Origin of the sequence: Thiorhodococcus minor (genome assembly GCF_010820565.1) — a bacterium.
In the GTDB taxonomy this organism is placed as follows: domain Bacteria; phylum Pseudomonadota; class Gammaproteobacteria; order Chromatiales; family Chromatiaceae; genus Thiorhodococcus; species Thiorhodococcus minor.
The window spans coordinates 1-25,451 of sequence record NZ_JAAIJQ010000009.1; the positions used below are offsets into that span (position 1 = coordinate 1).

Here is a 25,451-nt window from a genome sequence, read left to right on the forward strand (position 1 = left end):
AGTCGAGTGGCCCCGCAGCCCAGTCGCCATACGGTGCTTGCAGGGTGACTCGGCATTATTCGGCACCCGGGATTATGACGAAGGACGTGAGTCCTTCGTCGTGAAGGCAATATGCAAAGCGCAGTCACACACGCCGTAGAGTCATTCGTCGTAGGGTCGTGCGTAGCCCGAGTGCGCCAACGGCGCTACTCGAGGCGGAGCAGCGACCCGGAGCGGGACGGCCCGGGCTGAGAAGGTTGTCGCCCTGCGCGAGTCCCGTCGGCGAGGGATCGACCCGACGGGTATCACGAGCGCAGACGCGACACTCCGGGTCGTTCATCGCGAGCTGGAAATCGGCAAACTGCGGGAGATCATCGCGCCCAACTGGACATGTTGCGAGGAAGCCGCCCGTCCGGGTCGTTGACGGTGATCGAGTTGCCATCCTTGAGCCGCTCTGAGTAAACGACCACGTTCGTTCCACCCTCATGCGCCTGGCTCGGAAAGAGGATGCCGGTGTGTCCGTGCGCCAGCACCAGATCGGCGAGAACCCATGTTGGCGGCTCGATGTGCCGCTCGAACTTCAGGTGGCGCCAGTCCTCGCGCCAGTCGTGCCACAGGTCGTCCCAGGGCTCGCCGTCGTGGAGCTGGCGCAAGTCGACCAGGTCACGCAGGGCCACGGTGTACGAGCACATGGTGCAGGGTGGCAGGAAGGGTGAGGTCTGCTGGTACTCGCGCAAGGCGGTCACCTCATCCAGCGACAGGTACAGCGCCTCCACGCCCTCTCGGTTGAATCGTCCCCCTCGGATTGCGGCGCCTGCACCGCTGATGGGCCGGCTGGCCCACTGCGGGGCATGCGCCCGGAACAACGTGGTGCCGGGGGGCAGGTCGCATAGGATCATCCGACGAAACCGGCGCTGATCGACTCCAGGTAGCCGATCGCATCCTCGGTTCGCCCGTCTTGAATCAGTTGCAACAGGGTCTTGTGACGAAACGCGGGAATGGGCTCGTTCTTGATTAGGAAGATGGCGCGTTGCGGGTCCGGCTGCACCGCCGTGGCGGCCGACAACACGCGCATCAGGTCACGCAGTGCGGATTGCAGTCTTGGCGATTCCGGATGGGTGCGCAGCGTGTTGCGATGGACCCCCGCCAGTGCGGCCAGATCCTGTTGTTGCAGGCCGAGAATGTCAGCAACGCCCGATGCCGAGAATCGCGACGTACCCGGCTCCCGCGTCGATTCGAGCACGTCTGCAAAGATGGCGCCCATTAGGTTTCTCCTAGGGTGGATGTCAGAAACGCACATTCTACGCACAGTATAGGCATAGCTCTAGTTGCCGTCTGTTCCTATATGTAGCCTTTCCGAGCCCCCAGACAGCCTCGTCGAGTGTCAGCTGCATGCCCGACTAAGGTCACATAATCTTTCCCGCTGACTGACCGCTCTGGGTCGTGACTTGTCACTCGCAAAACGAAAGGGACTTTCCGCTAGCAGGATGCAGCGGACGAAGCGTGGACAGGGTCCAGTGACCGCTCCTCGCCGACGGCCGTCAGTCGGACCAAGCCGACGAGCGCCCCTGACTGCGACGAGATGTTCGCCGCCTACAGACCGAATGGCATCGCCCCATCAGGATCGAGCCTGTGCTCCTTGTCGGTCCAATCTTGGCGCAGGCATTGATTGGTGGCTCTGCCAGCTAGGTGCCGCCCGAGCCCGTCGGCAGACGAAAGTCCTGGATCAGTGCCACAGTCCAATAGAGCGTGTAGGCCAGGAAGAGCCCAAGCGCGACGAGGAACAGCGGCTGATCGCGCCGGACGGGATCGGAACGATTGGCCGCGAGGGTCAAGAGCCCGACGGCCAGCAGGAAGAGAAAGAGTGCCGCGCCGAAGGCCCAGAGCCGCTCGCAGAAGCGGGCGATGGTCGCTTCGCGCCGCTCGGGGCTCAGCCAATAGGCGCGGTTGGGCAGGTTGACCCAGTTGACCGGTGTCCGGCGCAGTAGTGCGGGCGAGAGCCAGAAGGTCAGGAAAAGCAGGGTGTCCAGACTGAGCGTCAACAGGACGCTGTCGAGCCGAGCGGCCCAACCGTCGGCGGCACCGCCCCAGGCGAAATGGATGGCCACCCGCTCGGGCAGGACGAGGATAGAGAAGATGGCCAGCATCAGATTGGCCGTGAAGCTCAGGGTGAGCGCGACACGCATGCTTTCGAGTCCTCCGATCCCATGGAATAGGGATGCCGCCACGCCAAGACTGCCCCGTGTCGATCCGGCCGGACGGTGGATCCCCTCACACCAGAGGCATCATACGACGGTGTCGGCGAGCCGCATCGCGCGCTTGTCCCCAGATCCTCTGCATGGAACTGTGGATAAGCTGTGATACGTGGCTGTAACCGACTGTCTGCCATGGTCGACGCGGTGACTGGTCGAAGACTGACCGGCTGTGTGATGCTTGGGCTTCCCCGGAGATTAGAAGACAGGCCGACCGCCATGGGACGACGTGCTCCAATGACACTGGCCCTCTTACTCTGGAGCGCCTTCACCGGCGCCGACGGCTTTCCGCTGACCTGCGCCTATGTCGCGCGGGCCGCTGACGCCGAGCTAGCGTCTCACCCCGCGTGTGCGGCCCGCGAGGGCGAGCGGCTGATTCTGGCACAGAGGCATCTTCGACAGATGCGCTACGAGACAGAGGGGCTCGCGAGCGTTTGGGTCGCGGGACGCTGGTACTACGCTCGGCCTTCGGGCGCCGCGTTACCCGTGGTGACCCTGGACAATGCCCCAGATCCCTTTGCCGAGGGGCTGGTCCGCTCCCGACGCCAGGGCCGCATCGTCTATGCCGACGCCCACTTCCGAGAGGTCATCGGCCCGCGCTACGACTGGGGCTGGCCCTTTGCGCAGGGCAGGGCGCTGGTGTGTCGCGGCTGTCGGCCGCTTCAGGAGGGCGAGCACAGCCACGTGAGCGGTGGACGCTGGGGCTGGGTCGACCGTCAGGGCCGGGAAGTCGTCCCGGTGCAGCTCAGCGAGGCGCAGGCGCGGGCGCGCTGAGGGGGACTTCGGGGACTCGGCCAGGGAGCACATCGCGTCCGGCGCTCATTGCAACGTCCGCTCCGTCCGCGCCGCGCCGTCCAGGAGCCCCGTGAGCCGCCCGCCGACCTCGCTGAAGCGAGTGAAGCTGGGCGTGGCGAAGGTGGGTGCCCCTGGCGGCTCGCCTTGAGCGGCACCTGCGCCGCCCACATCCCCCGGTCCGTTTCCAACGCGGAGGAAACGCTGTCGACGCGATAGGGCGAGTCGCCGATCGGTCCGTGCTCGGCGAGGATGGCCTCTTTGCGCACGCTGGCCGCGACGGCGCGCTGGTGGTCTCCTTTAATCTGGGGATACCTCAGGATCAGACCTTTGCTAGCGCCCGGCCCAGCCTCCCGTTGATCCTTTGCAGAACGCAGGGAGAGCGCTCGCCGAGGGTCGTGACCAGGATGGGGGTGAAGTGTTTCGGCCCTCAGACGAAGGATGCCGGGCTGGTCTGGCCGATCTGGCCGGTCACCAGCCAGTCGCGGGAAAGAGGGCGATTTCTTGGTGACGCTCGAGCCGTGGGTCGCCCAATGCGTGAGTCCGTTCGCACATGCCCGCCCCCGACTGAGCTCGTCGGTGCCACAGGAGCCGGCGGGGCATGTGTCCGTGCTCTGCGGGAGGGCCCCGGGCTTGCCAGCACCCGAGGGCACCTCTACAGTCCCAGCGACGGGGCAGAAGATCCGCAGCGCGGGGGCACCATGGAAGCAGAAATCCTGGAGATTCGCGATCATATCAGCCGTCATCCGCCCTTCGACGGGCTGCCCGACGATCTCCTCGACAAGGTGGCCGGCGCGGTGGAGATCGCCTATTCCAAGGCCGGCACCATCATGGCCGAACGGGACCGACAGGTGCAGGCCCTGTCCTACATCCGCAGCGGCGCGGTGGAAGTGTACCGCCACAACGGCCAGCTCTTCAGCCGCCTCGGCGAGGGGGATATCTTCGGGCAGTTCGCCCTGCTGAGGGACGGCCAGGTGCGCTTCCCGGTGCAGGCCATCGAGGACACCCTGGTCTATCTGATTCCCAAGTCCGTCTTTGACCAACTGTGCGCCGCAGACGACGATTTCGCCGATTTCGTGGAGCTGTCCGGCTCGCGGCTCAAGAGCACGGTCGAGCAGAGCCTGCGCAACAACGACATGATCGCCACGCCGGTGCGCCGCCTCATCTCCCGGCTGCCGGTCATGATCGAGGAGTCGGCCAGCGTGCAGGAGGCGGCACGCCTCATGACCGAGCACGACGTCTCTTCGGTGCTGCTGCTCAAGCCCGGCAACGACGAGGATTCGGACCGCATGTTCGCCGACGCCGAGGGACGGCAGTGGCTGCTCACGGGCATGATCACGGACAAGGACTTGCGGCAGCGCATCGTCGCCGAGGGGGCCTCGCCGCAGACCCCGCTCGCTCGTATCAGCCACGGCTGGATCATCACCATCCAGTCCAACGAGTCGGTCAACGAGGCCATGTTGACCATGCTGCGCAACAACATTCAGCGACTGCCGATCCTCCATCGTCGCCGTCCCGTGGGGGTGGTGTACCTGTCGGACATCGTCCGCTACGAGACCAACAACAGCCTCTACCTGGTCAACAACATCTTCAGCCGCACCTCGGTCAAGGCCCTCGCGCGCCTTACGCCCGAGGTGCGGGCCTCCTTCGTGCGGCTAGTCGACGAGGGCGCCACCTCGCGGATGATCGGTGGGGCCATGTCGAGTGTCGGCCGCAGCCTGATGCGTCGTCTGGTGGAGCTTGCCGAGGCCGATCTCGGCCCGCCCCCTGTTCCCTATTGCTTCATGGGGCACGGCTCCCTCGCGCGCAACGATCAGTCGATTACCACGGATCAGGACAATGCCATGGTGCTCCACGACGCTTTCGAGCCGAAGCGCCACGATGACTACTTCAAGGAGCTGGCGCGATACGTGAGCGATGGGCTGAACGCCTGCGGCTACCCTTACTGCAAGGGGGGCGTCATGGCCACCAACGACCAATGGCGCCAGCCCCTCGCCCGCTGGAAACGCTATTTCAGCGACTGGATCGCCAAGCCGGATCCTCAGCGGCTGCTGCACAGCTCCATCTTCTTCGACCTGGACGCGATCCACGGCGAGACGCGATTCGTGGAGGAATTGCAGGACCTGATCGCCGCCCGGGCCAAGGCCAGCCCCCGGTTCCTCGCCGCCCTGGCGCGCAATGCCCTCGGCCGCACGCCGCCCCTCGGCTTTTTCCGCACCTTCGTGCTGGAGCAGGACGGACGGCACAACAACAGCATCAATCTCAAAGGTCGCGGAATCGCCCCGCTGAACGATGTCATTCGGGTCCATGCCCTAGGCGTGGGCTCCCGCGGCCAGAACGGCTTCGAGCGGCTCGACGAGATCAGTGCGGCCGGGGCCCTACCGGCCGGGCAGACCGACAAGTTGAGCTATGCCCTAGAGTTCCTGTCCATTGTGCGGATGCGCCATCAGGCTCAAGCGATTAGGGACGATCACGAGCCGCACAATGCCATCCAGCCGGATCGTGTATCGGACAGCGAGCGCCACAATCTCAAGGAGGCCTTTCAGATCCTGAGCAATGCTCAGAGCTTCCTGCGCTTCCGCTATCCCAGCCCGAGCCGCTGACCGCAATGATCCTAGGCAAGCACCAGCGGCAGGCCTCCCCGAGCTGGGCGGACTATTTCGCCCGTCAGGCCGAGGCTTGCAAGACCCCGGCTCTCAAGCGCTTCTACGCGGCGGGTGTGCCAGCAGAGGAAGGCCCTATCGGGGACGTCCCGCTGGTGGCATTGGACTTCGAGACCACGGGCATGGATCCCCGCGAGCACGCCATCGTCAGCATCGGCCTGGTGCCCTTCGACCTGCGGGTCATCCGTCCGTCGGCGGGCCGTTACTGGGTCGTCAAGCCGCCCCGGCCGCTCACGGAGGAGTCCATCGCCTTCCATCGCATTACCCACTCGGAGGTCGAGCAGGCGCCGCCCATCGCCGCGATCCTCGACGAGGTGCTGTCCGAGCTTGCCGGCCGCTTGGTGGTCGTCCACTATCGCAATATCGAACGGCCGTTCCTCGATGCCGCCGTCATGGCCAATCGCGGTGAGCACTGCTTGTTTCCCCTGATCGACACCATGGCCCTCGAAGCGCGCTGGGAGCGCCATGGCCGTCTGCGTGGCATCAAGCGCCTGCTCGGCATCCAGCCGTCCTCCATCCGGCTGGCCGACAGCCGCGGTCGCTACGGCCTGCCCCATTACTCCTCCCATCACGCCAAGGTGGATGCCATGGCCACCGCGGAGCTCTTCCAGGCCCAGATGGCCCGGCATTTTGGGCCGAGCACACCGGTATCCGACCTCTGGATCTAGCTTTTCGACAAGATTGACAGGATCCTCCAATTAGCTGTTTTCAATCCTGCTCACCCTGTGAATCCTGTCCGGTTTTCAACTGTCTCGTGTTCAAACTGATCGGCTGTATGGGTGCTGGGCGGTGAAGGCCTGCAGCCAACGAAGAGGGCGGCCGCGGCCGCCCTCCTCCACCGCCGTCAAGGGGCCGTCGGCCTGGTCGGCTTGGCGATCCGGGGCTCGCTCAGCAGCCCCATGATGATGGCGTAGCAGCCCGCCAGGAGCAGCAGGGTGAAGGGCAGGCCGGCGGATACCGCCACCGCCTGTAGGGCTGCCAGCCCACCTCCCAGCAGGAGTGCGATGGCGACGGCACCCTCGATGACGCCCCAGAACACCCGTTGGGGCTTGGGAGCATCGATCTTGCCGCCCGCCGCGATGGTGTCGATCACCAATGACCCGGAATCCGAGGAGGTGATGAAGAACACGAGCACGAGCACGATACCGATGAACGAGGTGATCTCCGTCAGCGGCAGCTCGCTCAGCATCATGAACAGCTGCAACGGCAGCTCCGCCGAGACGGCCCCCTCGAAGCCCTTTCGCACCTGATCGATGGCCGTGGTGCCGAAGGCCGTAAACCAGAAGATAGACACAGTGGTGGGGATGAGCATCACGGAGATCAGGAACTCCCGCACCGAGCGCCCCCGGCTCACTCGGGCGATGAACATGCCCACGAAGGGCGACCAGCTGATCCACCAGCCCCAGTAGAAGGTGGTCCAGCCCTGGCTGTAATTGACGTCCTCCCGTGCGAAGGGGTTGGACAGGAAGGGCAGCTCACCCAGGTAGCTGACGATATTCTTGAAGAAACTGGTAAAGATGAGCAGTGTCGGCCCCACGACCACCACGAACATCAGCAGCAGGAAGGCCAGCACCATGTTGATCTCGGACAGACGCTTCACGCCCTTGTCCACGCCGGCCACGATGGATCCCAGGGCCACCGCTGTAATGCCGGTGATCAGCAGCACCAGGGTCACATCCCCGTCACCGATCCCGAACAGGTAGTGCAGCCCCGAGGCCGCCTGCTCGGCGCCAAACCCGAGGGACGTGGCCAGTCCGAACAGGGTCGCGAACACCGCCAGGATGTCGACGATGTGTCCCGGCCAGCCCCAGATGCGCTCACCCAGAATCGGGTAGAAGATGGACCGCACCGTCATCGGCAGGCCCTTGTTGTAGGAGAAGATCGCCAAGGCCAAGGCCACGACGGCATACATCGCCCAGGGATGCAGGCTCCAGTGGAGCAAGGTCGCGGCCATACCCAGGCGGGTGGCGGCCTCCTCATCACCGGCAGCCGCCCTGAGAGGAGCCCAATCCGTGCGCACGCCGTCGTCGCCCAGGGTTGTGCCTTCCAGGGACGTCCCGTAGTGGGTCAAGGGCTCGGCCACGCCATAGAACATCAGGCCGATACCCATGCCCGCCGCGAATAGCATGGCGAACCAGGAGGTCCGTGAGAAGTCCGGCGTCGCATCGGCGCCGCCGATGCGAATGCGTCCTAGGGGCGAGAGGATCAGGCCGAGACACAGCAACACGAAGATGTTGGCCGATAGCAGATAGAACCAGGTCGCATGGGTGTTGATCCAGCCCTTCGCTCCATTGAAGATGGCGGTGGCCTGCTCGGGTAGGGCCAGGGTCAGCACCACGAAGCCGAGGATCATCAGGGACGACACGGCGAACACGGAGCCATGGATGTCGATATTCACCCCGAGCGGACGGGCCTGATAGTTGTCCTGACCGATCTGGTAATCGGTATCGATCAGATTGGCGGCTCCCTGCGGGGCCGGTATGCCGACCGACTCCAGCGGGGCCTCCGGAGCTGTTGAGGGTTCTTTTTCCACGAGATTCTCCCTTGACTGCCTGGTTCTAGTGCGGGGGCTTGTGCGGTGGTATTCAGGCGCGGTCATTCGGCCGAGAAGTCATTACGCACGAGGAGCACGGACGCCCTAGTGTGCTTTGCGATCTTGGCGCCGTTGGGGGGCATGATTGCGTCGAGATGGGTGGGCAGATGGGTCGCCATGACCACCAGGTCCGCACCGACGTCATCGATGGCCCGGACGAGGATATCGTCCAGGTCGGCCACCGGATCATGGCTGTTGTAGACGCGCGCCGTGGGCTCATGACCGCTGTCGGGGGCATGCTCGTGGGCGAATGCCCTGAGCTTGACCTCATATTCCTCGGGCGTGCGGGCCACCGCGCTGGGCTGGGATGTGGTCACGCCGATGTAGCACAGGGCCGCCCCGTAGTGGCGCGAAAGATCGGCCGCCACGGTCAGGGCCTTCTCCAGCGCACCCAGGTGCGCAAGATCGACCGGCACCATAATTTTGTTGAACATGAATGCGTGCCTCCTGGGGTTATGCGAGCGCATGCCGCGGCGGATCCTCCTGCACACCGCGCAACCGGCTCGTCGGTTAGGTAGACAAGCAGGTTAACAGAACGGCTGGAGGCCTTGCTGGAGCTGGCCCAGGATCTCCCGAGCCTGCTGCTGTGGCCGCCGTTGACCACGAGTCCCGAGGTGGGGCGCGAGGTCTGCGCGCGATTTGCGCTTCAGACGTTGGGGATGCGTTGGGGTGAGAACGACCCGATGCCAGGCTGTCGGCTCGTCTACCGCTTTACTTCCGAGCCTGTCACGCGATGCCTTATCGCAGTCGTGGAGGCCTTGGAGCAAGCGATGGGCTGGGAGTGGTGACGGCGACGACCGCACTCCCGAGTGCCTCATTCAACTGTGGTGGGGTGATGTTGGAGCGCCGGCTCCTGGAGTCCGCGTGCCTGCAAGTCGAGGGGTGCGCTCCATCTGTGGAAGGGTTCCGAATTCAGGGACGAGTTGCTTGGTCTCCTGGGACCGAGGCGGAGTGGTCGAGCCCGCCTCGGGGTTGCGCTCGAGCACCGCCAGACTCATGCCCGGCGGTGCTCGACGCTCGGCACTCAGCCCGCGCCGCGCAGCGCGTAAGGAACCAGTGGTGCCAGGCAGATGGCCCAAATCATCCAGTAGGCCTTGCGTTCGTTCTTGCGCATGGTCTCTTCGCTCATGATGTCACCTATATTCGTTGAATCTTGATGGCCGAACCGAAAACCTCTCGGGTGGCTCGACAGATCGCCCTCTCGTTGGGCAACCGCTTCTCGTATCGCCTACGATCGAGAGAATCGTGATGACCAAGCAAAATACAAGGAATACATTGTTCAGAACATGGGCATGCAAAGCCTCTTTCTAGGATAATTAGACGCAGCCTTGCGCTTGCGCGGCCTCTGGCTGTAAAGGCGATGCGGTCACGACCCTCCCGCTGGAGTGCTGGTCTGCGCCGACTGATCCTGTCCAGGTCTTGTCCTGTCTTCCGATCGCCGCGACGACCAGAGCAGGGGCCTCAGCTCGCCATCCGCGCCACGCCCGAGCCGATCCCGAGGATCCGGATCTCCTCGTGGCGCAGATGGATCGACTGCATCTGCGGATTGGCTGGCCGCAGACGAGCTCCTTCAGCACGGCCACGCATGGCCAACCCACAAGCGGCGGAGGCAAGTGACATGGACCTTGAGCAAGCGCAGACACTGGCATTCCAGGAGATGGCGCGCTTCCCGGCCGCTGCGATCGGCCGACCTGGTTTGTGTCGCGCATTTTCTCGACCGCGGTCTGGCTCCGGCCTTGGCCGCGGCTTTGCGTCCGGATGGTCTACTGCTGCATCAGATCTTGGCCTCGATCGTCAGTTGGACCGGTGGGCGAGCGAGCGAGAGCGAAGTCCACCGAATCCCGCGCCGGCGTTGGTGGACTGCGCTGCGCTTGTCCACCCTTGCGGGACGCCGGGCCAATCGATGATCGACGCCCAGACCCTCAGCCGCGTGGCGGTCACGGATCGCGGTCCCTCGAATCCTGAGTTTCGGATCGCGCCCAACGAGCTGCTTCGCTTGTTCCCTGGGCTGATCGTGCGCGCCTATCGGGACGAGGGCTGCACGGGCGACACCTGCCGCGGCACCCGGGAAATCGCCTTCCCTGTCGCCCAGGCACCCGCTAGATCCGATCACTCGGGGGCATTCGGGGACGAGGGGCAGGATTCCAAAGCGGATCCGGAACAGCGCGCGAGACATTGGTTGAACCGATCTGTATCGACGCCATAGCCGACCCCATGCCGATTGTCTCGGATCTCAATGTCACGATTAGCTCGCGCTCACGCCCGAGCCGGTCTCTGTTTGGCGGCTGCGGGGTCCCTTGAAGCGGTTTCGACACATCGGCGAAGTTCCGGGCCGGGCGAATGGCGCCGGCGGCCATGAGCGATCGCGTCGACGCCGATTGGGGCCTGCTTGGGCTTGGCTGCTCACGATCCTGCTGATACTCCCCTTGCCGGGCTCGGCCAGCTCGGTCACCACCGAGCATGTCACGGCCCGGCTGATCGCGGAGCGCACGCCGATCGCACCTGGCGCTGGCGTCGAGCTGGCCGTGGTGCTCGACATCCAACCAGGCTGGCACACCTACTGGCGCAATCCCGGTGACTCGGGCGAGGCGCCGCGCATCGACTGGACCTTGCCCGAGGGCGTGGTCGCGGGCGCCATCCGCTGGCCCTACCCAGAGCTGATCCGGGTCGGGCCGCTCGCCAATTACGGCTACTCTGGCCGCGCCGTGCATCTCGTCGAGCTCTCGGTGCCAGCGGACTGGCCAGCCGGAACGCCGCTTGACATGCGCGCGGAGGCCCATTGGCTGGTCTGCGCCGAGCATTGCATCCCCGAGTCCGGCTTGCTGGAGCTGAGGCTGCGGACCGCCGAGGCAGCGGGCGCCGCCGATCCGGCATGGGCAGACCTCTTTGCCGATGCCCGTCGTGCACTGCCCAGGGATCGCCTGCAGGGGGCGCTGCTCGGCGCGCATGATGACGGACTCAGGCTGTCGATCCCAGGCGTCCTCAATCCCGCCATTCAGGACGCGGAGCCGGCATCCGTCCGCTTCTTCGCGGGGAGCTGGGGCCTCATCGAGCATGCCGCGCCGCAGCCCTGGCGGATCGGCGCGGAGCGGCTGGAGATCGATCTGACACCCGGGAGTCTGGCTGCAACCGCAGATCCCGAGGGCGTCCTGGTCATCAGTGATGGAGACGGCGCCGTTGGCGCCTTCTCAGTCGTCGCCGAGCGCGGTGATGTGGCGCCATCGGCGGCGCAGGCCGCGGAGCGCGATGCACTGACTTGGCCGCTCGCCCTCGGTCTCGCGCTGCTCGGTGGCCTGATCCTCAACCTGATGCCCTGCGTCTTCCCTGTGCTCGCGATCAAGGCGCTGAGCCTGCTGGACGGGGCAGGGCGGCACGCCCTCAACGGCCTTGCCTACACGGGCGGGGCTCTGCTCTTCTTCGGACTCTTGGGTGCGCTGCTGCTGGCCATGCGCGCCGGCGGAGCCGCCGTCGGATGGGGCTTTCAGCTCCAGTATCCGCCTTTCGTCGCGGTCATGGCCGACGTTTTCCTGGTCATCGGACTCGCACTGGCCGGGGCGGTGACACTTGGGGGGCGTCTGATGGCGCTGGGAGGCGGGCAGACCGGACGGGGGCTGGGGGGTGCATTCGGCGCCGGCGCGCTCGCGGCGCTCGTCGCGGCGCCCTGCACGGCGCCTTTCATGGGGGCGGCACTCGGCTATGGCCTCACGCTGCCCTGGGGCCAGGCCCTGTCGGTGCTGCTGGCCCTGGGGCTGGGACTGGCCCTGCCGTTCCTGGCGCTGTCACTGTTCCCGGCGCTGGTTCGTTGGCTGCCGCGTCCCGGACCCTGGATGGAGACCCTGAAGCAGGCACTCGCCTTCCCGATGCTCGCGGCCGCGGCCTGGCTCCTCTGGGTGCTGGCGGTCCAGACCGGGCCGGACGGGGTGGCGCTGGGGCTGACCGGCATGCTACTGCTCGCCTTTGGGCTGTGGGTGCGCGAGCGCACCTTGCTGAGCGCGCCGAGACGGCGTCAGGCTGGCGCCGTGACCGCTGGAGCGACCATCCTCGCGGCTCTTTTGCTCGGCGTCTCGACCGACGAACTGGACGTCCCCGCAAGGTCGCCCGAGGAGCCGGCGAATGCTGGCCGACCGACCCTGCGCGCGCAGCCCTATTCGGCCAGCCGTCTTGCCGAGGCGCGGGCCGAGGGGCGCCCCGTGCTGGTCAACATGACCGCCGCCTGGTGCATCACCTGCCTGGTCAACGAGCGCGTCGCCTTGTCGACGGCCGCGACAGCGGCCCTGCTCGCGAAGCATCAGGTGCGCTATCTGAAGGGCGATTGGACCAACCGGGACCCGGCGATCACGGCCTATCTGGCGGACTTCGGCCGCAGCGGCGTGCCGCTCTATGTTTACTATCCTCCACAGGGAGAGCCGCGGGTGCTCCCCCAGATCCTGACCGCGGGCAGCGTCCGTGAGACCATCGAGGCCCCATCGACGCCTGTCCGCAATCATCAGTCCGACTCCCCGAGATGAACTCTTTCCCACCACGAGGATCTCTCTATGTCCCTTCTACTAACCCGATCGCCGCGCGCGCACGCCACCATGCTGATCTTGATCGGCCTACTCCTCACGGGCAGCGCCTTGGCGAAGCCCGAGGTCGGTGCCCCAGCGCCGGCCTTCACAGGCACGGATACCAGCGGGCAATCCTGGAGACTCGCCGACCTGCACGGCAAGACAGTCGTGCTGGAATGGACGAATCACGACTGCCCCTATGTGCGTAAGCATTACGGCAGCGGCAACATGCAGGCCCTGCAACGCGAGGCCGCTGGAAACGGCGTGCTCTGGTTGTCGGTGATCTCCTCGGCGCCCGGCAAGCAGGGGTACGTCAGCCCCGCCGAGGCCGATGCGCTGACCAGGCAGCGCGATGCCTCCCCGACGGCCGTACTGCTCGATCCAGAGGGCACCATGGGTCGCGCCTATGGTGCCCAGACGACGCCGCACCTCTTCGTCATCGACGGCTCCGGGACCTTGGTCTACATGGGCGGCATCGACGACCGGCCGACGACCGATCCGGCCGACATCGCGGGGGCGACCAATTATGTCCGCGCAGCGCTCGCCGATCTCGCGGCCGGTGAATCCCTTGGCACGCCGGTGGCACGTCCCTACGGCTGCTCGGTCAAGTACTGAGGCTGGAGAATGGGGCTCCATCGCCACCACGGAGCGCATGCGCACACAGCGTCAGCGGGAGCCGGTCGCCGGTGCGATCGGCAAGGCCATAGCGGCAGGCAAAAGACTTGGCCGCGCTCACGGCCCAGGTCGAGCGGCTCAAGCGGGCGACGCTCGGTGGAGGCTCGGTCAGTCGCTGGCTCTTCTTCGGTGAGCATCTGAGCGACAGGCGGGTGGAGGACAAGAAAGCCACGGCCCTTAGCCAATCGGCTTCCTGTTCGATTTCGGCGCCGCTTGGCGATTCGAGCTGCTGGTCGAGCGGATAGATTCCGAGTTGGCGAGCCAGGCGCCTGAGGTCCTGGAAGCGCATGGCACGGCGCCGGCGCAGTATCGAGGTAGGTAGCCGCCAGCGGCCGGCGCGAGGGCGAAGCTCTCTGGTCGGAGACCGAATCATGAAGTCCGGGATGACCCTGAGGTCAATCAACTTGGCTGGCCAGGCTCCGCGCGAGGGCCAGCAAGCTCAAGGGCGCGCAGCCCTCCGCCTTGTTGTTGGCGATTACATAGACGTCGCGGTCTTGGCCAAGCGCCGCGGCGACGAGGTCGGTGATCTCCGCGCGTGACGCGGGATCTGGCTCCTGCAAGCGATCGAACGGCTGGAAGCGCATACGGGCCTCGGCATATCCGCGATTGGCCCGGAGCATCCAGCGCAGGATCAAGGGGCCGGCCGGACGGTCTGCGAAGCGCTCCCGCTGCTGCCGCAAGGGCGGCAGGCGCGGGTGCAGGCTGTAGGCGGGGTGGGCGCCGCCGTGTCTCAGGGCGGCGGCGAGATCGGGTGTCAGCAGCTCGCGATCGCGCACCTCGACGGCCACGCAGGGGCCTTCAGGCAGGCGCTTCAGGAAGCGGTAGAGCGACTCGGCGAAGCGTCTTGGGTCGGCGGTGATGCGCCTTCCGAGCGGCGGGAACTGGAGCAAGAGCACGCCGCCGTGCTCACCAAGACCCTGGATGAAGGGGCGCGCGGCGAGATCCGTCGCCAGGCCTGGGTCGAGGAAGCCTGCATTGGGCTCCGCTGGGCGCCCCCCTGCGGCACGCACGAAGGGGTCAGTGACCAGGGCTGGTGCCTTGACCAGAAAGCGGAAGTCGGCCGGGACCTGGTCGGCGTAGGCGCGCAGGCGCTCTGTTGGCACAGGCGCATGGTAGGCGCTGTCGAGGCCGACGCTGCGCAGCAGCGGATGCTGGGCGTAGGCCCGCAGACCATGTCGCGACAAGGCGCAGGCATCATTGGCCTTGTCATAGAGGAGGCCGATCCAGCCGGGGAAGGCCCAGGACGAGGTGCCGAGCCGCAGGCGTCGGGGCAGGGTGGCCGCGAGCTCTGCAGCCTCGGCCCAGCTCGCCTGCGCCGGCCGAACGAGCGGGCTTGCGTCGTCCGGGGCGTCGCCGAAGAGATCGAGCTGCTGCATGGTGACTTCGCGGCTGGACGCGCTTCGGGGCTGCGCCTAGCGGCAAGCCACGAAGCGGATCGCCTCCGTCCCACCAGCGGCGATGCGGGCGAAGCGCGCGAGCGCGTCCTCGATCTCGGCGGCGGTCGTCTCTGGAGTCAGCGACAGCCGGATCGAGCAGTGCGCATCGGCTGTACCCAGCCCCATCGCGAGCAGCGCGTGCGATGGCTCGGGCGAGCCGGAGCGACAGGCCGAGCCAGACGATAGGGCCACACCCAGAGGATCCATCGCCATCACCAGGGATTCGCCGCGCACGCCTGGAATCCTCAGGTTGAGGGTGTTGGGCAGGCGCTCGCTCGGGTGCCCGTTCAAGTGGGCCTCCGGAAAGATCTCGATGAGTCCCTCCAGCAGCCGGTCGCGCAGCTCCCGGGTCTCGTCCGCGCGCTCGAGCGCCCTCGAGGCCAGCTCGGCGGCCGCACCCAGTCCGACGATGCCGAGCGTATTCTCGGTCCCGGCGCGCAGCCCTTGCTCCTGGTGTCCGCCGTGTACCAGTGGGTCCAGCGCGATGCCCTTCGCTAGATAGAGCGCGCCCACGCCCTTGGGGCCTTGGATCTTGTGGGCCGAGAGCGTCAGCAGGTCGACTCCGAGCGCATTCACATCGAGCGGAATCTTGCCGATCGCCTGCACGGCGTCCGTATGGAAGCGGGCGCCGCGCGCATGGGCGAGGGTGGCCAGCTCGGCGATCGGCTGCAGGGTGCCGGTCTCGTTGTTGGCGGCCATGATGCTGACCAGGAGGGTGTCGTCCGTGAGTGCCGCCGCGAGATCGTTCGGGCGCACCTGGCCGTGCGCGTCGACCGGCAGATAGGTCAGTCGGCGACCCATGCGTGATTCGAGCCAGCGGCAGGTGGCGAGCACGGAGGGATGCTCGACGTCCGTGGTGATGATATGGGCGCGCTCGGGATGGGCGAAGGCTAGCCCCTTGATGGCGAGATTGTTGGCCTCGCTGCCGCCGCCTGTGAAGTAGATGCGGCGGGCGGTGCAGCCCAGCAGGCTTGCCAGTGCGCGTCTTGCTCCTTCGACGGCCTGGCGCGCGGCCTTGCCTTCGCGATGGATGCTGGACGGATTGCCCCCGAGTGTCTCGAGTGCGGTCTGCATCGCATCGCGGACCGGCAGGGCGATGGGCGTGGTGGCGTTGGCATCCAGATAGATGCGTCGCTCGCTGGCGGCGACCGGCTCCTGTCGAGCCGAGGTCGTGGAGCGCTCGCCGCTGTCGATTTCGAGTCGTTCCGCGACCTCGCTGACCGGCTCGACCTCGCACAGCAGCGTCTTGTAGATGGGGAAGCCGCTGATGGGGTCGTAGCGCTCGATGTCGGTCAGCGCGTTGATATTGGCCTCCTGCCAGGCCGCCGGGCCGACGGGTGTGCCGCCGCCCATGTTGGCGTCGACCGCGCCTTGGACGATGTCGTCTGTGACCAGGGCGCGCATCTCCACTGCGCCCCGTGGTGAGCGGATGCGCAACTTGTCGCCATTGGCGATGCCGCGCCGCTCGGCATCCTTGGTGTTGATGGTCACGGTCGGCTCGGGGCGCTGCTTGACCAGGCCGGGGATGCCGTGGTGCTGGGAGCGGAAGTCCGTGGTCACGCGTGCGCCCGAGTTGAAGACCAGCGGGAAGCGCTCGGCCAGGTCCGGACGGGCCAGCGGGCCTTCTGCGGGCTCTGTGTAGACGGGGAGGGCATCATAGCCGTGCTCGGCGAGGATGCTGGAGGCGATCTCGAGCTTGCCCGAGGGTGTGTCGAAGCCAGGCTTGCCGTCCGGGCGCAGGCGTCCCTTCTCCCACTTCCTGTATTCCATCACGCTGGTCGGGCGCTTGACCCAGCCGCCTGCCGCGCGGACCTCCTCCAGGTCATAGCCGCTGCCCTGGAGGGCGAAGCGCAGGATGGCCTCCTCGTCCTGCGGGAAGCAGTCGCCATAGCCGAGCCGGCGGGCCAGCTCGGCGAGGATGAGGAAGTCGCTGCGGGCCTCGCCGACCGGCTCGATGACGCGCTCGCGCAGCCGGAAGATGGGGCCATAGTGCATGTAGCTGTCGATCTCGAAGCCTGTGGTGGCCGGCAGCACCAGATCCGCGTAGGCGCAATCGGCGGTGAGCTGGCGGTCGATGCAGACCAGGAAGTCGAGCGCATCGAGCGTCCGCTTCCAGATCTCCGGCTGCGGCCAGGAGGTGATGATGGATCCGCCGAGGACGATGAGCCCGCGAATTCGGTAGGGCTTGCCCTCCAGGACAGATTCCGGCAGGGCGATGGCGTGGGACTCCCCGCGATACTGGCTGTAGACGGGGAAGCGGTCGCGGCCGAGCGCTTTTTTGAGGTCCGGGTTGGCCAGCAGTCCGCTGCGGTTGATCGGAAAGGCGCTGTGCGGCATTGCGAAGCAGCGCCCACCAGGTAGGTCGAGCTGGCCCGCCAGCGCCCAGAGGACCATGGTGGCGCGGATCGCCTGGACGCCTGAGTCGCTGTATTCCAGGCCGGTGTACATGACCGGGCTGGCGCCGTCCGCCTGGGCGATGCGCCGCGCTAGGCGGCGGATGGTCTCGGCCGGGACGCCAGTGATGGCCGCGGCCTGCTCGGCGCGGAAATGCTGGACATATTGGCCGAAGTCGCCGAAGCCGAGTGTCCAGTCGCGGACGAAGGCCTCGTCGTAGAGCTCCTCCTCGATGATGACGTTGGCCATCGCTAGGGCGAGCGCGCCGTCCGTCCCAGGTCGGATCGGCACCCACTCGGCGCCGGCGGCCTTGGCCGTGCGGGTGCGGCGCGGATCGATCACCACCACCTCGGCTCCGCGCCGCTTGGCGGCGAGGATGCGCTCGAGATCGCGCGGCGGACAGTCTGTGGCCGGGTTGGCGCCCCAGACGACGATGAGATCGGCGTTCTCGAGATCGGAGAACATGTTGATGAACATGCCCCCCATGGTGACGTGAGGTGCGATCATCGCCATGGAGACATAGCAGAGTGCACCCACGCCAAGGGTGTTGGGCGAGCCGAAGGGGAAGAGCACGCTGGATGCCGAGGAGACAGCGACGCCCTTGGGCTGAAAGAGGTCGCACATCGCCAGCTCGAAGCTGCCGCGCCCGGTGTAGATGGCGGTTGCCTCCGGGCCGGACTCGGCCTTGATCGCCTCCAGCCGCTCGGTCATCAGCGCGAAGGCCTGGTCCCAGCTGATGGGCTCGAAGTCGAGCGTGCCCTTGGGGCCCTTGCGCCGCATCGGCTGCTTCAACCGATGCTCTGAATAGACGATCTCCTTGGCATGCTCGCCCAGGGTGCAGATGGCGCCGAGCGGATGGTCTTTATCGGGGCGGATACGGTCCAGCCGGCCATCGGCGTCATAGTCGACTTCCACCCAGCAGCCGGCGGGGCAGATGCCGCAGATGGCCTTGCGGCTGGCGTTGGGGGCGGGCATGGCGGGCTCCTATCCGAAAAGGTGTCAGGTTTCAGGTGTCAGGTGTCAGTGGCGACGCAATCGCCCTTGGGCGCTTGTGCGATCGGTCGTGCACGAACGCCTTTGCAGGGGCCAGGGCCCTTCGCCTTCGATCGTCCGTCTGTCCGAGCCCCGGACGCGCGCGCTTCAGGGGAGCAGGTCTCGAACGAGGACTGGATTTCCGGGGGCAAAGGCAGGCGCAACGCGCTCGTCCGATCGCACGACCTGTGCGAACGAATAGCCGCGACCCTTCGGCTCTCGATAGATTTCCAAGCGTTCTGCATTCAGGTCGAGCATCCAGTACTCTGGAACGCCGGTTTTCGCGGATGCGATCAGCTTCTTGCCGCGATCCAAGGCGAGCCTGGTGTCGGAGATCTCGCAGACGAGTAAGGCGGTAAGCGGATGGGCATCTCTGTCGTCGCGGGGACTCTCGGGAAGGATAGCGGCATCGGGCTCGGGCTCCGAGTGCTCGTCGAGGCTGAGCGGGAGCCGAAGGCGCACCGTCACCTCGGTGTCGAAGGCCGCGCGAAGGGCATCGCCAAATAGAGTGACTGCGGTCGCGTGCCGGCTCCTCTGCGGTGCCCTATCAAGGATTTCTCCGTCCAAGAGCTCGACGCGGTCGTCCGGACCAAAGATGCCGGCTTCCACCATGCGCGCGCATTCATGGCGGCTGAATCTGTGCCGGCTGGATTCGAAGACGGTGCTCATCGACGAGTCCTCGGGCTCGGTGGTTTGCGGGATGGACCGATGCGCCAGTGTACAAGCTTCCCAGGGTGCTCATCGAGATCCGCCCCTAACGCTAAGGTGATTTCCGGGAAACAGATTCCCCGTAGGATGGGCAAAGCGCAGCCTGCCCATCGTCCAGGCGCCTGAGCGACCTGGGTGGGCACGCCCCACAAAGGTCTTCCCCATGCGCGCCGGCGTGCCAGGGGCTTTGCCCATCCTACTGGAGGCGCTGTTCTGGGTAGGGTCATTTCAGGAAATCACCTAAGAGTCTCGTCGGCGCATGAATTCAGTTCTTGCCCTGAGGCGAGCGCCATGACGCGCGCGAAATCTCGCGGCAGCGGCTTGCGTCGATCAATAGCGAGAAGTAAGCTTCCGAGCTTTTTCATGGTGGACCCGGCCAAACTCCCGGCCAGGTCCAACAACGGCTTAACGACGGGGCACTAGACCAATGCGCACGCATTATTGTGGAGATCTGAACGACAGCCATGATGGCCAGGAGGTCGTTCTCTGCGGCTGGGTACAACGGCGGCGGGACCATGGCGGTGTCATCTTCATCGATCTGCGTGATCGCGAGGGCTTGGTGCAGGTCGTTTTCGACCCCGATCGTGCCGAGGTCTTCGAGCGTGCCGAGCATGTCCGCAGCGAGTATGTGCTGCGCGTCGAGGGCCGGGTGCGGCCGCGTCCGGAGGGCACCGTCAATCTAGATCTGCCGACCGGCATGGTGGAGGTCCTGGGCACCGAGCTCGAGATCCTCAACGCCGCCGACACGCCGCCCATCCAGCTGGACACCCATTCGGCCGACGCCTCCGAGGAGGTCCGGCTGCGCTACCGCTATCTCGACCTGCGCCGCCCCGAGATGCAGGAGCGCCTGCGTGCGCGCAGCAAGGTCACCCAGGCGATGCGCACCTTCCTCGACGGCCATGGCTTCCTCGACATCGAGACGCCCATCCTGACCAAATCGACACCCGAGGGCGCGCGCGACTATCTGGTCCCCAGCCGTACCCACCCCGGCGAGTTCTTCGCCCTGCCGCAGTCGCCCCAGCTCTTCAAGCAGCTGCTGATGATGTCCGGTATGGACCGCTACTACCAGATCGCCCGCTGCTTCCGCGACGAGGATCTGCGCGCCGACCGTCAGCCCGAGTTCACCCAGCTCGACATCGAGACCTCCTTCATGAGCGAGGACGAGCTGATGGGGTTGATGGAGGAGATGATCCGCACCCTCTTCCGCGAGGTGAGCGGGGTCGAGCTGCCCAATCCCTTCCCGCGCCTCTCCTATGCGGAGTCCATGCGCCGCTTCGGCTCGGATCGCCCGGACCTGCGCGTGCCGCTGGAGCTGATCGATGTCGCCGATCTCATGGGCGAGGTCGACTTCAAGGTCTTCGCCGGTCCCGCCAAGGATCCGGAGGGCCGCGTTGTCGCGCTGCGTCTGCCCAAGGGCGGCACGCTGACCCGCAAGGAGATCGACGGCTACACCAACTTCGTCGGCATCTACGGCGCCAAGGGCCTGGCCTATATCAAGGTCAACGAGTGGGCCGCCAAGGGCCGCGAGGGGCTGCAATCGCCCATCCTCAAGTTCCTGCCGGATTCGGCCGTGCAGGGCATCATGGAGCGCACCTGCGCTCAGGACGGCGACCTGATCTTCTTTGGCGCCGACAAGGCCAAGGTGGTCGACGAGTCGATCGGCGCGCTGCGCGTCAAGCTCGGCGAGGACCTGAATCTGCTGGAAGGCGACTGGCGTCCGCTCTGGGTCGTCGACTTCCCCATGTTCGAGCAGGATCCCAACAGCAACCGCTGGGTCGCGCTGCATCATCCCTTCACCGCACCCAAGGAGGAGCAGCTCGATTCACTGGAGCAGGACCCGGGTGCCTGTCTCTCGCGCGCCTACGACATGGTCTTGAACGGCACCGAGATCGGCGGCGGCTCCATCCGTATCCACCGCGAGGAGACGCAGCGCCGCGTCTTCAAGCTGCTCAACATTAGCGACGAGCAGGCCGAGGACCGCTTTGGCTTCTTGCTGAAGGCGCTCAAGTTCGGCTGCCCGCCGCACGGCGGTATCGCCTTCGGTCTGGACCGCTTGGTGATGCTGATGACGGGGGCGACCTCGATCCGCGACGTCATGGCCTTCCCCAAGACGCAGACGGCCGCCTGCCTGCTGACGGACGCGCCTTCCGCAGTCGACGAGAATCAGCTCAAGGAGCTGGCGCTGCGGATTCGCCTGCGGGCCTGAGGTGACTCCTAAGGGTGCCTGCTCGGCACCGCCCCGCAGTGACCCCTGGCTCCCGGCGCTCTGCGCCTTGGTGAGCCCGTGGGCCGAGGCGAAACGCTGATGTCAAAGACTGAGCGCAAACGGCCGCAGTCGGTACTTGTCGTCGTCTGCACCCGCCAGGGCGAGTTCCTGCTCATGGAGCGGACACGCCCGGAGGGCTTCTGGCAGTCCGTGACCGGCAGCCTGGCGCCCGGTGAGACCGCCAGGCTTTGTGCCGCGCGCGAGGTCTTGGAAGAGACGGGTCTTCGTCCCGGCGGCGGACTGATCGACCTGCGCCAGTCCGTCCTCTTTCCCATCATTCCGGCCTGGCGCAAGCGCTATGCGCCCAACGTCTGCTTCAACCGGGAATACTGGTTCGCGCTCATCCTGGATTCGCGTCGGCTCATCCGGCTGAGTCGACGTGAGCACTCGGAGCATCGCTGGCTCTCCGCGCCCGAAGCCATGGAGCTGACCGGCTCATGGACGAATCGCGACGCCATCCAGCGGGTCGCCAGCTTGCTCGATCCCGTCGGGGCCTGCGGCACGGCCGGACAGGGTGCGCGGACCATCCGCCGCACCACGCGCGTCATCGACCCACGCTTCCGGCGGGCCATCTCCAAGAAGTAGGCTGGGCAAGGGCCGCACAGCCGACCGTAGCAGGTGTCGGCACACTCTCCATTCTGGCTACCAGGCTCCAGCGTGGTAGCCAGTCAGCGACGCTCCAGCGTCACGATGACATCTCCCATCTGTCAGTTGAGCAGGAGGCTCGGGCCCCGGGACGCTGTGTGCGCATTCATCGCTGGCGCAGTGGACCGACATGACGGCTCGGTCACGAGTTGATGTAGTGCTCCAACTGCTCGATGATGAACTTCTGCTCCGAGATGATGGACTTGACCAAGTCTCCGATCGACACCAGTCCCAGCACCTGCCCGTCCTCGATGACCGGCAGATGCCGCACCCGCTTCTCCGTCATGAGGATCATGGCGTCCTCCAGCGATTGCTCTGGGGTGGCGCAGACGACCCGGTGGGTCATGATGTCGCGCACCGGCGTGTCTCTGGAGGCCCGTCCGCGCAGGATGCCCTCGCGCGCATAGTCGCGCTCGGAGATGAGTCCGACGGGGCCATTGTCGTCCACCACCAGCAGGGCGCCGATGCGGTGCTCCGCCATCAGCGTGAGTGCGTCGAACACAGTGGCGTCCGGGCCGATCGACCAGACGCTGGCGCCTTTTCCCTCGAGTAGCTCTTGGATCTTCTTCATCGCTCCTCCGGCTTGTTACGGCGTGTCCTATGTCGCCGTTTCTGGATTGTGCTTGTGCTAGTTTCCTAGACCGACAGGCTTAGCTTAGCAATAGAGTCGGAAAAGAGCGGGAAATCCGAGGCACGCCATGAAATGCCCGAAATGCAACGCCGAGCAGAATCACAGCAACGCCATCTGCGAGCAGTGCGGAGTCGTCTTCGAGAAGTACTACAAGCACCACCCGCATCCAGGCGAATCGCTGCCGGCCACGACCTTCGCGGACAATGGCTTCTCCACGGCGAGCGAGCTGCAGCATCTCCTGCTGCCGGCGCAGGTGGGCGGTGACGAGATGGTATTGGCGCTGCGCGCGATCCTCTGGGTCATTCTGGCCGTCTGGGGCCTGCTGCTGATCTTTTCCTCGGTCGATTCCAACGCCGCGGGCCAGTCCTTTCTTCACCTCATCAATCTGCCTTTCCATGAGACCGGGCACGTCTTCTTCCGTCCATTCGGCCAGTTCATCACCTCCCTGGGCGGCACCCTCGGGCAGCTCCTGATGCCGGCGATCTGTCTCGGCGTGCTGCTCATCAAGACGCGTGATCCCTTCGGTGCGTCCGTCTGCCTCTGGTGGCTTGGCGAAAACTTCCTGGATATCGCGCCCTACATGGCCGACGCGCGCGCAGGTATCTTGCCCTTGATCGGTGGCAATACCGGGCAGACTTCTCCCTACGGCTTTCATGACTGGGAGTATCTGCTCACCGAGACGGGGCTGCTGCACTGGGATACGACGCTCGCCACCCTGAGCCATTTGCTCGGCGCCCTCATCATGATTCTTGCCGCGATCTGGGGTCTGATCCTCCTGCGGCGTCAATTCCTGGGTCTCAAGTCGTAGAATAGGGCGCGAGTCCGCCGGCTTCGTCGGCCGACGGATCGCCCCCATATCCTCAGTCGGCGTCCAACCGACCGCCTCGAATCGAGCCCGTCGGCGCCCTGCGTCGACGCGAATGCCCCTTTGCAGTGAGACCCTCCATGAGTCATTCCTCCGCCTCCGACATCAACCGCCCCGGCGCACGCAACCTAGGTGCGCTCACGCGGCTCCTGACCTTCACGCGGCCCTATGTCGGGCGGCTCGTCGCCGCGATCGTCGCGCTCATCGTCGCCGCTGGCTCGGTGCTGGCCTTCGGTCAGGTCATTCGTGTCGTGGTGGACTCTGGGCTGGGGACAGGCTCGGTCGAGGCGCTCAACCGTTCGCTCGTGCTCTTTCTCGCCGTGGTGGTGCTGACCGCCTGCGCCATGATGGTCCGAAGCTATCTGCTCAATTGGATCGGCGAGCGGGTGGTCGCGGACATCCGCAAGGCGGTCTTCGAGCGGGCCCTGAGCCTGGACGTCGGCTTCTTCGAGACGACCCGAGCCGGCGAGATCATTTCGCGGCTGACCAGTGATACCGCGCTGCTGCAGATCGTCGTCGGCTCCACCCTGGCGATGTCGCTGCGGACCTCCTTGCTGGTCATCGGCGGCGTCATCATGCTCGCGATCACCAGCCCCGGACTGACGGGGCTGGTGCTCGCGGGACTGCCGGTCGTCATCCTCCCCGCGTGGATTATCGGCCGACGGGTCCGCCGGCTCTCGCGCGCCAGTCAGGACCGCATCGCCGACGTCGGTGCCTATGTCGACGAGGTCATCCATGGCATCCGCACCGTCCAGGCCTTCTGCCATGAGCCGATCGACAGCCGCCGCTATGGCGATCAGGTGGAGGCGGCCTTCTCGGTCGCCATGCGCCGCTCGCTCTCGAGTGCCACCCTATCAGGCGTTGCGACCCTGCTGACCTTCGGGGCCATTGGCGTCGTGCTCTGGATGGGCGGGCACCAGGTGCTCGAGGGCACGCTGAGCGGCGGCGAGCTCTCGGCCTTCCTCTTCTACGCCATCGTCGTGGCTGGCGCCGTCGGCTCCCTGAGCGACCTCATCGGTCAGCTGCTGCGCGGTGCCGGGGCCAGTGAGCGCCTGATGGAGCTGCTGGAGGTGCAGCCCGCGATCCTGCCGCCCGAGCAGCCGCAGCGGCTACCGGCGCGGGCCCAGGGCCGAATCGATCTCGAAGGGCTTCGCTTCGTCTATCCCTCGCGTCCCGGAACCGCGGCTCTGGACGGTCTCAGGCTGGTCGTCGAGCCGGGTGAGCGTCTTGCCTTGGTCGGCCCGTCGGGCGCGGGCAAGTCGACGCTCTTTCAGCTGCTGCTGCGCTTCTATGATCCCAACACTGGGGTCATCCGCTTTGACGGCGTCGACATCCGTCAGGTGGATCCGAAAGAGCTGCGCAGCCGCATCGCCCTGGTGCCCCAGGATCCGGTCATCTTTGGCGCCAATGCCTGGGAGAACATCCGCTACGGTCTCGACGACGTCTCCGACGCGGAGGTGCGCAAGGCGGCGGAGGCCGCCCATGCCGCAGACTTTCTCGACCGGCTCCCGAACGGCTTGGACACCTTCCTTGGTGAGCGTGGCGTGCGCCTCTCCGGCGGAGAGCGTCAGCGGATCGCCATCGCCCGGACCATCCTGCGCAACCCGGCGCTGCTGCTGCTCGACGAGGCCACCAGCGCCCTCGATGCCGAGAGCGAGCGCCTGGTGCAGGATGCCCTCGAGACATTGATGCAGGGCCGCACCAGCATCGTCATTGCGCACCGCCTGGCGACCGTGCGCAATGCCGACCGTATCCTGGTCATCGATCAAGGCCGCATCGTCGCATCCGGGCGGCACGATGAGCTCATGGCCGAGGGCGGGCTCTATGCGCGGCTGGCGTCGCTGCAGTTCCAAGACGCCGCGCTGGCTGTGCAGCCGGAGCTGCGTGCCGTCGCGGGTCAAGCCTGAGCAATCGGAGATTGGGCGAATAATGAGGGGCGCCTCCGCACGTCAGCCGAATGATTCCAGAAAGCT

The 25,451-nt window shown here is 66.1% G+C and carries 19 protein-coding genes; 10 read left to right on the forward strand and 9 right to left on the reverse strand.

Annotated features, from left to right (window positions below):
* Positions 1 to 350: 350 nt before the first annotated feature.
* From G3446_RS04360 to G3446_RS04370, 3 genes are all read right to left on the reverse strand, one after another.
* Positions 351 to 878, reverse strand: coding sequence for an RES family NAD+ phosphorylase (locus tag G3446_RS04360; RefSeq protein WP_164451189.1), 528 nt, complete (start codon positions 876 to 878; stop codon positions 351 to 353).
* A complete protein-coding gene (locus tag G3446_RS04365) occupies positions 875 to 1,243 on the reverse strand; it encodes a DNA-binding protein (protein ID WP_164451190.1) in 369 nt (122 codons plus the stop codon). The genes G3446_RS04360 and G3446_RS04365 overlap by 4 nt, the downstream gene beginning before the upstream one ends.
* A 421-nt stretch (positions 1,244 to 1,664) precedes the next feature.
* On the reverse strand, positions 1,665 to 2,165 hold the full coding sequence (locus G3446_RS04370) for a hypothetical protein (RefSeq protein WP_164451191.1): 501 nt from the start codon (positions 2,163 to 2,165) through the stop codon (positions 1,665 to 1,667).
* Positions 2,166 to 2,468: 303 nt separating this feature from the next.
* On the opposite strand from G3446_RS04370, the gene G3446_RS04375 reads away from it, so the two are divergent.
* From G3446_RS04375 to G3446_RS04385, 3 genes are all read left to right on the forward strand, one after another.
* Positions 2,469 to 3,005, forward strand: coding sequence for a WG repeat-containing protein (locus tag G3446_RS04375; protein WP_164451192.1), 537 nt, complete (start codon positions 2,469 to 2,471; stop codon positions 3,003 to 3,005).
* Positions 3,006 to 3,724: 719 nt separating this feature from the next.
* On the forward strand, positions 3,725 to 5,626 hold the full coding sequence (locus G3446_RS04380; protein ID WP_164451193.1) for a DUF294 nucleotidyltransferase-like domain-containing protein: 1,902 nt from the start codon (positions 3,725 to 3,727) through the stop codon (positions 5,624 to 5,626).
* Positions 5,627 to 5,631: 5 nt separating this feature from the next.
* Positions 5,632 to 6,354, forward strand: a complete 723-nt coding sequence (locus G3446_RS04385) for a 3'-5' exonuclease (protein WP_164451194.1) — start codon at positions 5,632 to 5,634, stop codon at positions 6,352 to 6,354.
* A 176-nt stretch (positions 6,355 to 6,530) separates the two neighbouring features.
* Here the strand turns inward: G3446_RS04385 and G3446_RS04390 are convergent, their stop codons facing one another.
* Both G3446_RS04390 and G3446_RS04395 read right to left on the reverse strand, forming a co-directional pair.
* Positions 6,531 to 8,219: a BCCT family transporter gene (locus G3446_RS04390; protein ID WP_164451195.1), complete on the reverse strand. Its 1,689-nt coding sequence runs from the start codon at positions 8,217 to 8,219 to the stop codon at positions 6,531 to 6,533.
* A 62-nt stretch (positions 8,220 to 8,281) separates the two neighbouring features.
* Positions 8,282 to 8,713: a universal stress protein gene (locus G3446_RS04395; protein WP_164451196.1), complete on the reverse strand. Its 432-nt coding sequence runs from the start codon at positions 8,711 to 8,713 to the stop codon at positions 8,282 to 8,284.
* A gap of 114 nt (positions 8,714 to 8,827) precedes the next feature.
* Here G3446_RS04395 and G3446_RS04400 point away from each other — a divergent pair, with 114 nt between their 5' ends.
* From G3446_RS04400 to G3446_RS04410, 3 genes are all read left to right on the forward strand, one after another.
* Positions 8,828 to 9,067 carry a hypothetical protein gene (locus G3446_RS04400; RefSeq protein WP_164451197.1) on the forward strand — a complete coding sequence of 80 codons (240 nt, stop codon included), beginning with the start codon at positions 8,828 to 8,830 and terminating at the stop codon, positions 9,065 to 9,067.
* Between the two features lie 1,638 nt (positions 9,068 to 10,705).
* Entirely contained in the window at positions 10,706 to 12,787 is a 2,082-nt protein-coding gene (locus G3446_RS04405) for a protein-disulfide reductase DsbD family protein (protein ID WP_245232305.1), read from the forward strand.
* 27 nt (positions 12,788 to 12,814) lie between these two features.
* On the forward strand, positions 12,815 to 13,441 hold the full coding sequence (locus tag G3446_RS04410; RefSeq protein WP_164451199.1) for a thioredoxin family protein: 627 nt from the start codon (positions 12,815 to 12,817) through the stop codon (positions 13,439 to 13,441).
* A gap of 455 nt (positions 13,442 to 13,896) precedes the next feature.
* Here the strand turns inward: G3446_RS04410 and G3446_RS04415 are convergent, their stop codons facing one another.
* The 3 genes from G3446_RS04415 to G3446_RS04425 form a co-directional block, all read right to left on the reverse strand.
* The gene (locus G3446_RS04415) at positions 13,897 to 14,877 is read right to left on the reverse strand and encodes a DUF72 domain-containing protein (RefSeq protein ID WP_164451200.1); all 981 of its coding nucleotides are present in this window, start codon (positions 14,875 to 14,877) and stop codon (positions 13,897 to 13,899) included.
* A 36-nt stretch (positions 14,878 to 14,913) separates the two neighbouring features.
* On the reverse strand, positions 14,914 to 18,306 hold the full coding sequence (locus G3446_RS04420; protein ID WP_164451201.1) for an aminotransferase class V-fold PLP-dependent enzyme: 3,393 nt from the start codon (positions 18,304 to 18,306) through the stop codon (positions 14,914 to 14,916).
* Positions 18,307 to 18,471: 165 nt separating this feature from the next.
* Entirely contained in the window at positions 18,472 to 19,032 is a 561-nt protein-coding gene (locus G3446_RS04425; RefSeq protein WP_164451202.1) for a Uma2 family endonuclease, read from the reverse strand.
* Positions 19,033 to 19,498: 466 nt separating this feature from the next.
* On the opposite strand from G3446_RS04425, the gene aspS reads away from it, so the two are divergent.
* Both aspS and nudB read left to right on the forward strand, forming a co-directional pair.
* Positions 19,499 to 21,277 carry an aspartate--tRNA ligase gene (gene aspS, locus G3446_RS04430; RefSeq protein ID WP_164451203.1) on the forward strand — a complete coding sequence of 593 codons (1,779 nt, stop codon included), beginning with the start codon at positions 19,499 to 19,501 and terminating at the stop codon, positions 21,275 to 21,277.
* Positions 21,278 to 21,376: 99 nt separating this feature from the next.
* Positions 21,377 to 21,922: a dihydroneopterin triphosphate diphosphatase gene (nudB, locus tag G3446_RS04435; protein WP_164451204.1), complete on the forward strand. Its 546-nt coding sequence runs from the start codon at positions 21,377 to 21,379 to the stop codon at positions 21,920 to 21,922.
* Between the two features lie 202 nt (positions 21,923 to 22,124).
* Here the strand turns inward: nudB and G3446_RS04440 are convergent, their stop codons facing one another.
* Positions 22,125 to 22,553: a CBS domain-containing protein gene (locus tag G3446_RS04440; protein ID WP_164451205.1), complete on the reverse strand. Its 429-nt coding sequence runs from the start codon at positions 22,551 to 22,553 to the stop codon at positions 22,125 to 22,127.
* A 127-nt stretch (positions 22,554 to 22,680) separates the two neighbouring features.
* On the opposite strand from G3446_RS04440, the gene G3446_RS04445 reads away from it, so the two are divergent.
* A complete protein-coding gene (locus tag G3446_RS04445) occupies positions 22,681 to 23,421 on the forward strand; it encodes a CHY zinc finger protein (RefSeq protein ID WP_164451206.1) in 741 nt (246 codons plus the stop codon).
* A 137-nt stretch (positions 23,422 to 23,558) separates the two neighbouring features.
* On the forward strand, positions 23,559 to 25,385 hold the full coding sequence (locus tag G3446_RS04450) for an ABC transporter transmembrane domain-containing protein (RefSeq protein WP_164451207.1): 1,827 nt from the start codon (positions 23,559 to 23,561) through the stop codon (positions 25,383 to 25,385).
* Positions 25,386 to 25,451 lie beyond the last annotated feature (66 nt).

Bases quoted from the DNA above. Each gene is read 5' to 3' on its own strand.
- G3446_RS04420 (WP_164451201.1), bottom strand. From the start codon at position 18,306: ATGCCCGCCCCCAACGCCAGCCGCAAGGCCATCTGCGGCATCTGCCCC.
- G3446_RS04440 (WP_164451205.1), bottom strand. From the start codon at position 22,553: ATGAAGAAGATCCAAGAGCTACTCGAGGGAAAAGGCGCCAGCGTCTGG.
- G3446_RS04450 (WP_164451207.1), top strand. From the start codon at position 23,559: ATGAGTCATTCCTCCGCCTCCGACATCAACCGCCCCGGCGCACGCAAC.
- G3446_RS04365 (WP_164451190.1), bottom strand. From the start codon at position 1,243: ATGGGCGCCATCTTTGCAGACGTGCTCGAATCGACGCGGGAGCCGGGT.
- G3446_RS04380 (WP_164451193.1), top strand. From the start codon at position 3,725: ATGGAAGCAGAAATCCTGGAGATTCGCGATCATATCAGCCGTCATCCG.
- G3446_RS04445 (WP_164451206.1), top strand. From the start codon at position 22,681: ATGAAATGCCCGAAATGCAACGCCGAGCAGAATCACAGCAACGCCATC.
- G3446_RS04360 (WP_164451189.1), bottom strand. From the start codon at position 878: ATGATCCTATGCGACCTGCCCCCCGGCACCACGTTGTTCCGGGCGCAT.
- G3446_RS04375 (WP_164451192.1), top strand. From the start codon at position 2,469: ATGACACTGGCCCTCTTACTCTGGAGCGCCTTCACCGGCGCCGACGGC.
- G3446_RS04415 (WP_164451200.1), bottom strand. From the start codon at position 14,877: ATGCAGCAGCTCGATCTCTTCGGCGACGCCCCGGACGACGCAAGCCCG.
- nudB (WP_164451204.1), top strand. From the start codon at position 21,377: ATGTCAAAGACTGAGCGCAAACGGCCGCAGTCGGTACTTGTCGTCGTC.
- G3446_RS04410 (WP_164451199.1), top strand. From the start codon at position 12,815: ATGTCCCTTCTACTAACCCGATCGCCGCGCGCGCACGCCACCATGCTG.
- G3446_RS04395 (WP_164451196.1), bottom strand. From the start codon at position 8,713: ATGTTCAACAAAATTATGGTGCCGGTCGATCTTGCGCACCTGGGTGCG.
- G3446_RS04370 (WP_164451191.1), bottom strand. From the start codon at position 2,165: ATGCGTGTCGCGCTCACCCTGAGCTTCACGGCCAATCTGATGCTGGCC.
- aspS (WP_164451203.1), top strand. From the start codon at position 19,499: ATGCGCACGCATTATTGTGGAGATCTGAACGACAGCCATGATGGCCAG.
- G3446_RS04385 (WP_164451194.1), top strand. From the start codon at position 5,632: ATGATCCTAGGCAAGCACCAGCGGCAGGCCTCCCCGAGCTGGGCGGAC.
- G3446_RS04425 (WP_164451202.1), bottom strand. From the start codon at position 19,032: ATGAGCACCGTCTTCGAATCCAGCCGGCACAGATTCAGCCGCCATGAA.